Origin of the sequence: Streptomyces niveus, from assembly GCF_001723055.1 — a bacterium.
Classification (GTDB): Bacteria; Actinomycetota; Actinomycetes; order Streptomycetales; family Streptomycetaceae; genus Streptomyces; species Streptomyces niveus.
Genome location: NZ_MDCR01000260.1, coordinates 1 through 9,759 on the forward strand (window position 1 = coordinate 1; position 9,759 = coordinate 9,759).

12 protein-coding genes, 1 tRNA gene and 1 riboswitch are annotated in these 9,759 nt (G+C 71.3%); of the genes, 5 read left to right on the forward strand and 8 right to left on the reverse strand.

Features of this window, described 5'->3' with window-relative positions:
* Positions 1 to 1,334: PrsW family intramembrane metalloprotease (locus BHU15_RS26870; protein ID WP_438284986.1), on the forward strand; the 1,334-nt coding region annotated here is incomplete at its 5' end.
* Positions 1,335 to 1,507: 173 nt separating this feature from the next.
* Here BHU15_RS26870 and BHU15_RS26875 read toward each other — a convergent pair.
* From BHU15_RS26875 to BHU15_RS26895, 5 genes are all read right to left on the reverse strand, one after another.
* On the reverse strand, positions 1,508 to 2,572 hold the full coding sequence (locus BHU15_RS26875; RefSeq protein ID WP_069629551.1) for a M23 family metallopeptidase: 1,065 nt from the start codon (positions 2,570 to 2,572) through the stop codon (positions 1,508 to 1,510).
* A gap of 11 nt (positions 2,573 to 2,583) precedes the next feature.
* A riboswitch (cyclic di-AMP (ydaO/yuaA leader) is annotated at positions 2,584 to 2,738 on the reverse strand.
* A gap of 271 nt (positions 2,739 to 3,009) precedes the next feature.
* Complete coding sequence (locus BHU15_RS26880; RefSeq protein WP_079128402.1) at positions 3,010 to 4,203, reverse strand: PP2C family protein-serine/threonine phosphatase; 1,194 nt, start codon at positions 4,201 to 4,203, stop codon at positions 3,010 to 3,012.
* Between the two features lie 419 nt (positions 4,204 to 4,622).
* A complete protein-coding gene (locus BHU15_RS26885) occupies positions 4,623 to 5,369 on the reverse strand; it encodes a MerR family transcriptional regulator (RefSeq protein ID WP_069629552.1) in 747 nt (248 codons plus the stop codon).
* Positions 5,370 to 5,494: 125 nt separating this feature from the next.
* A tRNA-Met gene (locus BHU15_RS26890) sits at positions 5,495 to 5,568 on the reverse strand.
* A 70-nt stretch (positions 5,569 to 5,638) separates the two neighbouring features.
* Positions 5,639 to 5,818: a hypothetical protein gene (locus tag BHU15_RS26895; protein WP_031230865.1), complete on the reverse strand. Its 180-nt coding sequence runs from the start codon at positions 5,816 to 5,818 to the stop codon at positions 5,639 to 5,641.
* Between the two features lie 106 nt (positions 5,819 to 5,924).
* Here BHU15_RS26895 and BHU15_RS26900 point away from each other — a divergent pair, with 106 nt between their 5' ends.
* A complete protein-coding gene (locus BHU15_RS26900; RefSeq protein WP_079128403.1) occupies positions 5,925 to 6,578 on the forward strand; it encodes an HAD family hydrolase in 654 nt (217 codons plus the stop codon).
* 69 nt (positions 6,579 to 6,647) lie between these two features.
* On the opposite strand, the gene BHU15_RS26905 is transcribed toward BHU15_RS26900, so the two are convergent.
* A complete protein-coding gene (locus BHU15_RS26905) occupies positions 6,648 to 6,866 on the reverse strand; it encodes a hypothetical protein (RefSeq protein ID WP_023540567.1) in 219 nt (72 codons plus the stop codon).
* Positions 6,867 to 7,046: 180 nt separating this feature from the next.
* Here BHU15_RS26905 and BHU15_RS26910 point away from each other — a divergent pair, with 180 nt between their 5' ends.
* The gene (locus BHU15_RS26910) at positions 7,047 to 7,253 is read left to right on the forward strand and encodes an antitoxin (RefSeq protein WP_069629554.1); all 207 of its coding nucleotides are present in this window, start codon (positions 7,047 to 7,049) and stop codon (positions 7,251 to 7,253) included.
* A 108-nt stretch (positions 7,254 to 7,361) separates the two neighbouring features.
* On the opposite strand, the gene BHU15_RS26915 is transcribed toward BHU15_RS26910, so the two are convergent.
* Positions 7,362 to 7,793: a VOC family protein gene (locus tag BHU15_RS26915; protein ID WP_069629555.1), complete on the reverse strand. Its 432-nt coding sequence runs from the start codon at positions 7,791 to 7,793 to the stop codon at positions 7,362 to 7,364.
* Between the two features lie 79 nt (positions 7,794 to 7,872).
* On the opposite strand from BHU15_RS26915, the gene BHU15_RS26920 reads away from it, so the two are divergent.
* Positions 7,873 to 8,469: a TetR/AcrR family transcriptional regulator gene (locus BHU15_RS26920; RefSeq protein WP_069629556.1), complete on the forward strand. Its 597-nt coding sequence runs from the start codon at positions 7,873 to 7,875 to the stop codon at positions 8,467 to 8,469.
* A 32-nt stretch (positions 8,470 to 8,501) separates the two neighbouring features.
* Here BHU15_RS26920 and BHU15_RS26925 read toward each other — a convergent pair whose 3' ends face one another.
* Entirely contained in the window at positions 8,502 to 9,392 is an 891-nt protein-coding gene (locus tag BHU15_RS26925) for an alpha/beta fold hydrolase (protein ID WP_069629557.1), read from the reverse strand.
* Positions 9,393 to 9,490: 98 nt separating this feature from the next.
* On the opposite strand from BHU15_RS26925, the gene BHU15_RS26930 reads away from it, so the two are divergent.
* Positions 9,491 to 9,759, forward strand: a 269-nt coding sequence (locus BHU15_RS26930) for an AfsR/SARP family transcriptional regulator (RefSeq protein ID WP_171908455.1), incomplete at its 3' end; no start/stop codon positions are given.

The following is a 9,759-nucleotide window of genomic DNA, read 5'->3' on the forward strand; positions in this document are numbered from 1 at the left end:
CGCGCGAGCCCCCGCACCCGGCCGCCCACCCGGCGATCCCCGCGTTCGAGCGGCAGCAGCAGCTCGGTGACATGTGGGCCGCCGTGCCGGAGCGGGCCCGCTGGCGCTACCGGCCGCAGCGCTCGTTCTGGCGGCACCCGGCCGTGCGCGCGGGCGGGGTGATCATCCTGCTCGCCATCTGCGGGCTGCTGATCCTCTCCCTCGTACGGGAACAGACCGGCACGCGCGGCTTCCTGGTCGGTCTCGGCCTGGCCACCCTGCCCGTGCCGCTGCTGATCACGGCCTTCCGCTGGCTGGACCGGGTCGAGCCGGGACCCTGGCGGAATCTGATCTTCGCCTTCGCCTGGGGTGCCTTCGCCGCCGCCCTCGTGGCGATCACGGCGAACTCCTTCGCGACGCAGTGGATAGCCACCGCCACCGCGGACCCCACGGGCGCGGAGTCCCTGGGCGCCACGGTGGTCGCGCCGATCGTCGAGGAGAGCGCGAAAGCCGTCGCGATCCTGCTGATCTTCCTCTTCCGGCGGCGGTCCTTCACCGGTCTCGTCGACGGGGTGGTCGTCGCCGGCTTCACCGCGACCGGCTTCGCCTTCACCGAGAACATCCTGTATCTCGGCAACGCCTTCGGCGAGGACCAGCAGATCGGCAATTCGGGCCTCGCGTCCGTGACCGCGGCGACCTTCTTCGTACGGGTCGTGATGTCGCCGTTCGCGCATCCGCTCTTCACGGTCCTGACGGGCATCGGCTTCGGCATGGCCGCCCTCGCCTCCCGCCGCCAACGCGTGCGCCGATGGCTGCTGCCGGTGCTCGGGCTCCTGCTGGCCATGGGTGTGCACGCGCTGTGGAACGGCTCCACATCGCTGTTCGGCCCGTACGGCTTCTACGCGGTGTACGCGGCCTTCATGGTCCCCGCCTTCGCCCTGCTCACCTGGCTGGCGATCTGGAGCCGGCAGCGTGAACTGCGCACGGTCTCAGCCGAGTTGCCCGCCTACGCGGCGGCGGGCTGGCTCGCCGAGACCGAGCCGCTCGCGCTGTCCTCGATGCGGGCGCGCTCGATGGCGCGCGAGGTGGCGGGGCGCGGTTACGGCCCTGCGGCGGCCCGTACGGTCGGCGAGTACCAGGCGTTCGCGACCGCCCTGGCGTTCCTGCGCCACCGCGCGGCGCGCGGCGCGGCGGGCCCGGACTTCGCCGAGCGCGAGCAGGAGTTGCTGCACCACCTGTGGCAGCGCCGGGACATGGCGTCGCCCGCGCTGGCGTACGCGGCGCGGGCGACGGGGCGGGTGTGGACGCCGCCGCCGTACATCGACTACGGCGGCTACAACCCGTACAAGAACTAGGTCCTGTCCAGCGGATCTTCGTGGGTGGCCCGGGGCGTCTGGTGCGGTGCATCGCAAGGCGGAGGATCGTGCTCGTACTGGACGTACTTGCACGCCTTCGAGAACGCTGCCATCGCGGCGGGGTGCCGTGCCAGGCGCTCAGGGCCCACGTAGATCCGCCGGACAGGGCCCAGTTAGGGCGTGAGGCCCTTGCTGCGCAGCCAGCTCAGCGGGTCGATCCCGCTGCCGCCCGCGGTGTGCACCTCAAGGTGCAGGTGCGGACCTGTGACGTTGCCGGTGGCTCCCACGCGTCCGACGGTCTCGCCGGTGGTGACCTTCTGGCCGGCGCCGACGGTCATCGAGGACAGATGGGCGTACCAGATCTCCGTACCGTCTTCGAGCTCCAGCACCACGCGGTAGCCGTACGACCCCGACCAGCCGGCCGACTTGACGGTCCCGCTGTGGACGGCCTTGGTGGGCGTGCCCGTGGGGGCGGCGAAGTCCAGGCCGGTGTGCTGGCCGGAGGACCACATGGAGCCGGTCTGGCCGTAGGTGGAGGTGAGCGTGTACGAGGAGGTGGGGAGCGAGAAGCTGGCGGCCAGCTTCTCCAGGCGCTCCTTCTCGGCCTTGGCCTCGGCCGCTTCCCTGGCCTTGCGCTTCTCCTCGGCGGCCTTCTCCTCCGCCTCGGTCTGCTGCTTCTTGGCGGCGGCCGCGGCGTTCTCGGCGGCGGCCTTCTCGGCGCTCGCCTTCTGCGCGGCGTCGGCCTCGGCCTGCTGCTGCTCGGCCTGCTGGAGGATGCGGGCGCGCAGCGCCTCGCCGGAGTCGGTGGTGCCCTGCTGGGCGTCCGCGGCGGTGAGGCCCGCGGTGGTGAGCGGGGAGGGCGTCTCGTCGCTCTTCTTGTCGCCGTCGGACATGAAAGACCCGACGCCGGGAAGGGACTTGGCGTCGGGAAGGTTGTCCGAGATCGCGTCGGGAAGTGATATCGAGACCGCGGGCTTGTCCTGCGCGGAGGCGATGCCGCCCGCGCCGACCGCGGCGATGACTCCTACTCCGAGGACGGTGGAGCTACGGGCGAGAGCGTTGCGCTGCTTGGCGACACGGTGCTTGCCGCGTACGGGACGGACGGACTCCGCGGTGGGATTCCACTCCTCCCAGTCCCTGCTCGCCTCGTTGTCGGTGCGATCGATGCCCGCGAACCGGCTGCCGGGTCCGAAATGGACCGGGGCTGAGGCTTCGGGGGCAGGCCTGTTGGACGCCACTGGGGCGCTCTCCTTTCCTTCCTTCTCGCCTACCGGGTTAGCTGACGGGTTCGGAGCAGGAAGGTCTCCTACGAGCGCTTCTTGCCGCACGAGGCAGCAACAGGCGCCCGATTCACCCCAATTGGTGGTTCCCCGGTTTCCTTGCGGAATTCGGCGCGTGCGCACGGTGCCGTCTCTTTCGACGGCTGGGACAACCGCGCTGCGTTATCGAACGTTAATAGACGACCGGGGCTTATTCCAAGCTGTTCCGGGTGATCGTTAGCACGAGCGGGCCGGACCAACCGGGACACAAGCGGGTGGAATCGGGCGAGTTGATCGGCCCGTGAGCCGTGTGCGATCACACACTCGAACTGACGGTGCGTCAAATGTTATGCGGAGTGATGCGTCTCAACTACGCAGCGTGCCGGGCGAGATGGCGGGTACCGGAGACACGCCCGTCACGGCACGACAGGCATCGTCCGGCGCCGCTCCGGCTGCCGCTCGGTGGGCCGGCTGACGGCCAGCAGCGCCATGTCGTCCGTACTGCCGCCGCCGGTGTGCAGCCGTACGTCCCCGACGATCGCGTCGAGCAGTTCGTCGGGGCCCGGGAAGATCCGCCCCGCGAGCCGTTCGCGCGGGTTGTAGAAGACGCCCGCCCTGTTGCGCGCCTCGGTGAGCCCGTCCGTGTAGAGGAGCAGCGTCGCGCCGGACAGGTAGGGGACCTCGTCCGCGCGGTCCGGCCAGGCCCCCAGATCGCCCATCCCGAGCGGCAGCGCCGGTTCGGCGGGGATCAGCGCGGTCAGCGCCCCGTCCGCCGCGAGCAGCAGCGGCTCCGGGTGCCCCCGGTTGACCACGCGCACCATGCCGTCGGCGTGCGGGATCTCCGCCAGTACGGCGGTGGTGAAGCCCTCGAACAGGTCGATCCCCGTGCGCCGCGTGCCTTCGCGGGTCAGCGCCCGCTCCAGCCGCCGCGCGACCCCTTCGAGCGACGACTCCTGCTCGGCGGCCTCCCGGAAGGCGCCGATGATGACGGCCACGGTCTCGACGGCGCCCATGCCCTTGCCGCGTACGTCGCCGACCACCAGCCGTACCCCGTACTCCGTGTCCTGGACGGCGAACAGGTCACCGCCGATGAAGGCGCCCTCCTCCGCCGCCTCGTAGCGCGCGGCGATGTGCAGCCCGCCGATCCGGGGGGCGGGTGTGGGCAGGACGGCGCGCTGGGCGGCCTCGGCGATGACCCGCGCCGATGCCAGGCGCTCACCGCTGCGCCGTACGACACCGTTGATGGCCAGCGCGAGGACGGAGACCGTGAAGACGGTCAGTGATTCGGTGACGGTCTCGACCCCGGTCACCGTGTCGTTGACGAAGTGCAGTACGACGACGGTGGCGGTGGACAGGACACCGACGACAACGGTGCGTGCGAACGAGAAGAACGGGGCGGCGACCAGCGGCGCCGCCGCGTAGAGCGGGGAAGCGGTGATCGCGGTCGGGGTCGCCTGGTCCAGGATGATCGCGCCCACGATGATCAGGAAGGGCAGGATCTCCACGAAGGGATGCGCCCGCCGCCCGGCGTGCCGGCCGCGCCTGCGACCGGCCGGACGCGGATCCTCGGGGCCGAAGCCCAGCGGGTGCCTGCCGGTGGCGGTCGGCAGGCCGTCCCAGGTGGGGTCGTCCGGGTCGAAGGGCGGCGGGTCGGGGACCGGCGGGCGGGAACCCGGCCGGCGGTTCACGCGGGATTCGGCGTCGGCGCGCCGGAATCCCCGGTCGACGCCGCGCCGGATGCCGCGACGGGCACTGTTCCCGAGGGCGCGGAGCCTGGTGGGCAGACCGGGACGGCGGTCGGCCTGCCCACCGGGGCGGCGGCCGTCGCGTCCGCCGCCACCCGCCGTCCCGTCGTCTCCGCTGTCTCTCAGGTGCCCCACCAGTGGTCTCCTGCCCGGTCCGTCGACGGTTGCGGACGGTGCCGCGCCCTTCCCAGGCTGGCCCCTTACGCGCCCGGCGGCTACCCGCCGTCGACCGAGTGGGCTATCGGACGGCCTGTGCGGTGACCGGCACGCGGGCCCGGGCCCTGTCAGTCGGCGAGGTGACGCTCGGCGTACACCGTCATCGCGTCCCGTACGAGGACGGCGGCGCCCTGCTCGTACTTGTCGTAGTTACGACCGTAGCGCGGGTCGGTCACATACATCGCGCTGACGCCGATGACGTACGACCTGGTGACGGCCGACGTGGTCGACAGCCAGTCGCAGTGCCGGGCCGCGATGGCCTGCGCCTGCGCGCTGTCGGCGGCCAGACCGTCCTTCGCGGCCTGCCCCCAGTCGCGGGCGATGGTCTCGTGCCGGTCCATGAACTCCCGGCGCTCGCTCTCGCTCAGCGCCCGCCACCAGCGGTCCCCCTTCTCGTACGCCTCCCGGCCCCACCGCCCGGTCACCTCCTCCTCGTACTTCGTGTGATCGAAGCCGTCGAGAATCTCCTCGGCCATCAGCTCTTCTCCCGTCTCGGTCTTGTGGAGAGTGGTCCGCACCGACGCGATCAGGCGTCCCACACGCTCGCGTTCCTGTTCGAGCAGCGCGAGGTGGGTGCGCAGAGCGGCGGCCGTGTCCTGTTGGCCGTCGAGGATCCCGGCGATCGCGGGCAGGCCGAGCCCCAGCTCACGCAGCAGCAGGATCCGCTGCAACCGGACGAGGGCGTCCTGGTCGTAGTAGCGGTAACCGTTGCCGCCGACGCGGCTGGGGTCCAGCAGTCCCAGCTCGCCGTAGTGCCTGAGCGTGCGGCTCGTCGTGCCGGCCTTCTTCGCGATGTCCTGGATCGACCACTCCATGACCGGAACGCTAAATCTTGACGTTGCGTAAAGGTCAAGGCCGATGTCGACGCCGATGCCTCAGGCGATATCCGCGCACGACGAAGGCCCGGATCCAGTGGATCCGGGCCTTCGTTCTCTGCGAGTAGCGGGGACAGGATTTGAACCTGCGACCTCTGGGTTATGAGCCCAGCGAGCTACCGAGCTGCTCCACCCCGCGCCGTTGAATGCAACACTACGCCATCCGGACCAAGATCATTTCCATTTTCCCCGTCCCGGCCCCGATCGGCCTAAGCCGCCTCCACCACATCCGCCCTGACCGCCGCGGCCCACTCGACCAGCAGCCGCTGATACTCCTGCTGCTCTGCGGGGGACAGCGCCCGGCCCGCGCGCGCCCACAGGGCACGGATCTCCGCGTTGACGACGGCGGCGGGACGGACGGGGACGCTGGCATCGGAGGAAGCTGACATGCCATTAGGCTACGGCCCGCCACTGACAATCGGCAGAGCGTGTCGCCCTCCACGGCCGCGCACCGCCACCATCCGGCCCCCCGCAGCCCCTAGGCTTACCCCGGTGATCGAAACCATCGTGTTCGACGTCGGCGAGACTCTCGTCCGCGACGACCGCTACTGGGCCTCCTGGGCCGACTGGCTCGGCATCCCCCGCCACACCATCTCCGCGCTGGTCGGCGCCGTCACCACCCAGAGCAGGGACAACGCCGACGCGCTGCGCCTCATCAAGCCCGGCATAGACGTCGCGGAGGCGTACCGGGCCAGAGAGGCGGCGGGCCGGGGCGAGCATCTGGACGAGTCGGACCTCTATCCCGACGTACGGCCCGCCCTTGCCGGTCTGCACGAGCTCGGCGTACGCGTCATCATCGCGGGCAATCAGAGCGTCAAGGCCGGTGAGCTGCTGCGGGGCCTCGATCTGCCCGCCGATCTGGTCGTCACGTCCGGCGAGTGGGGGGTCGCCAAGCCGTCCGGGGAGTTCTTCGCGCGGGTCGTGGAGGCGGCGGACACCGTGCCGGAACGGATTCTGTACGTCGGCGACCACCCCATGCACGACCTGTTCCCCGCCCAGCGGGCCGGGCTGCGGGCGGCGCATCTGCGGCGTGGCCACTGGGGCTATCTGGCGGCGGACGATCCGGACGTCGTCGCGGCGGCGGACTGGCGGATCGACACCCTCACGCAGCTGACGCCGATCGTGGCGGAGCAGCGGCAGCCGACCTGACCGCTTCCGGGGCCGGGCCGGGGCCGAGGCTGGGGCCGTAACCAGGAGCGGGGCCGGCGCCAGGGCCGGTCACCCGGCGCCGCCGCCGTACTCGTGCGGCAGTCCGCCCTGCCACTCGACCCAGACGGGGTCGTCGAGCAGTTCCCACGCGTCGGGCAGCCCGGCGAGCCGCAGGAATTCGATCAGATGGTCGTCGTTGTGCGCGAGTCCCATGATCCGGCCGCGGACGGTGACCCGCCGGCCGCCCGTCCCGGACGGCCGGTGTACGACGATCGGTGCGTCACTCATACGGTCAAGAGTGCGACTCCCGGCGCCGTAGCGCAGCCTCGGGGTCCAGTCTTTGCCAGGAGATCGCATCGAAATGCGCCGCTCAGCAGCCCTTCCTCACGATTTGTCGGCGCCCGGATGCGGGACGAGGGGCGCGCCCCGATGCTGGGAGAGGACCAACCCCACTAGGGAGGACGAGCCATGTCGATGCTCGACAAGCTCAAGGGCCTGGTCAAGGGCCACGAGGACACCGTGCGAAAGGGCGTCGACAAGGCAGGTGACGCCGTCGACAGGAAGACCGGCAACAAGTACAAGGGCCACGTCGACACGGCCCAGCAGAAGCTGAACGAGCAGCTGGGCTCCCGGGACCGGTCAACGCCGGGCGACGACCGCCCCCCGCAGAACTGATACGCGAAGCGGTTACGCGTCGCCGCTACGCGCGAGTCGCGCAAGTGAGGCCCCGGCCGGATCTGTGTCCCGGTCGGGGCCTTCGCGGCGTACCGCCGTCGCCGTGCGTCAGGACCGCGCCATCGCGAGGCCGACGTACTGCTCGGCGAACTCCTGGGTCGGCTCGATCGGCGTGATCATGTCGATCAGTACGCCGTTGGGGTCGGCCACGATGAAGTGCCGCTGCCCGAAGTCCTCGCTGCGTAGGGTGAGTACGGGGGTCAGCCCCTCACCGTCGACGAGCCGGCGCCACTCCGCGTCCACGTCCGCCACCTCGAAGTTGAGGAGCAGCCCCTGCACGGGCCTGCCGTAGCCGGCGGGCACCGTCGGGTGGGTGGGGTCGAGGAGCGCGAGCTCGTACGGGACGGGGCCGGGCCGCCGCAGGCTGACGTACCAGTCGGCCTCGAACGTCGTCTCGAAGCCCAGCAGTCGCGTGTAGAAGTCGTGGGATTCCTGGAGCCGCGCGGTGGCGATCACGGGATAGAAGCTGGTCAGCTCCATGACAGTTCCTTTCGCATACCATTGGTACGCGAACAACGCTATTCGCATACTTTCGGTATGTCAAACGGAGAGAAGCACGATGCCGCAGGAGCAAGGGACCCGGGCCCGGCAGCGGGAAAAGACCAGGCAGGCCCTGCTGCACGAGGGCCGGAGGCTTTTCGCGGAGGTCGGTTACGGGGCGGTGAGCCTCGCGGAGATCGTCACCGCCGCCGGTGTCACCAAGGGCGCGCTCTACCACCACTTCGACAGCAAGACCGCGCTGTTCCGCGCCGTACTCCGGAATGTCCAGGAGGAGGTCGGCGCGCGCGTCGCGGACGCGGCCGGGACCCGGGACGACCCGTGGGACCAACTGGTCACCGGCTGCCAGGAGTTCATCACCGCGACGACCGCGCCCGACATTCAGCGGATCATGCTCGTGGACGGGCCCGCCGTATTGGGCTGGACCGAGTGGCGGGCGATGGACGAGGCGTCGTCGGCCCGTCATCTCACGGAGGCGCTGGCCGGGCTCGTCGCCGACGGCGTCATCGCCGCACAGCCCGTGGCGCCGCTCGCCCATCTGCTGTCCGGCGCGATGAACGAGGCGGCGCTGTGGCTGGCGGCGTCGACGGACCCGGCCGACCTCACCGACACGCGGGCGGCGCTGGGGCGGTTGCTGGACGCGCTGAGGGTGGGCTGAGGGTGGGCTGAACGGGCCCTGGCGCCCGCTCATCAGCGGGTGAGGAGGTCCCGTACGGCCTCGACGACCTCCCCCGGTGCCTCCTCCGCCATGAAGTGACCGCACGAGACGGTCGTGTGCCGCAGGTCGGGCGCCCAGGCGCGCCAGCGCGCGGCGGCGTCGAAGCCCAGGGCCGCGCCCCAGTCCTGCTGGAGGACGGACACCGGCATCCGCAGCTGGTTCCCGGCGTCGCGGTCGGCCTGGTCGTGGGTGACGTCGATCCCGGCGGATGCGCGGTAGTCGGCGACGATGGAGGGGACGGCGGCGCGTGACGCCGCCAGGTACTCGGCCCGGACCCCGGCCGGAATCGCCTGCGGATCGCGCGTCCAGATGTCGAGGAAGTGGCCGAAGAACGCGTCCGCGCTCGCGCTGATCATCCGCTCGGGCAGGCCGGGCGGCTGGGCCATCAGATAGAGATGGAAGCCGACGGCGGCGGTGGTGCCGTGCATGACGTCCCAGGTGTCCAGCGTCGGCAGGACGTCGAGCGAGGCGAGATGGGTGATCACCTCCGGGTGGTCGAGGGCCGCGCGGATCGCCACGAGGGCGCCCCGGTCGTGCCCGGCCAGCGCGAACCGGTCGTGCCCGAGCGCGCGGGCGAGCGCGACGGTGTCGGCGGCCATGGCGCGCTTGGAGTACGTGTCGTCGGCTGCGGCGGCGGGTTTGTCGCTCGCGCCGTAACCGCGCAGGTCGGGGCAGATGACGGTGTGGTGGGCGGCGAGTTCGACGGCGACGTGCCGCCACATGAGGTGGGTCTGCGGGAAGCCGTGCAGAAGCATGACCGGGCTGCCCGAGCCGCCGACGGCGACGTTGAGGGAGATGTCGCGTGAGACGTCGTCGGCGACGGCGACGCGCTGGTAGGTGAAGCCGGGGATGGTGGGGTGCATGGTGCGCTCTTCCGTAGGGTGCTTCCAGCTTCTGGCGGGCGAATCAGCAGCGAGTCAGCGGCAGGTCGGCAGCAAGGCGGCGCGGGAGGGAGGGCTCCGTGGGACGGGAAGGCGACGAGGTCTTCTTCGGTGTGCTCGGCCCCGTGACCGCCGAGGGCCCGGGTGGCCCGATCGCGCTCAAGGGCCCGCGCCACCGCGCCGTACTGGCCCGGCTGATCGTCGCCCGCCGCCACGTCGTGCCCGTGGCCCGGCTGGTCGCCGACCTGTGGCCGGAGGATCCGCCGCCGGCCGGGGCGGTCGGCGCCGTACAGACCTTCGTCGGCGCGCTCCGCAGCGCCCTGGAACCGGACCGCCCGCCCCGTGCCCC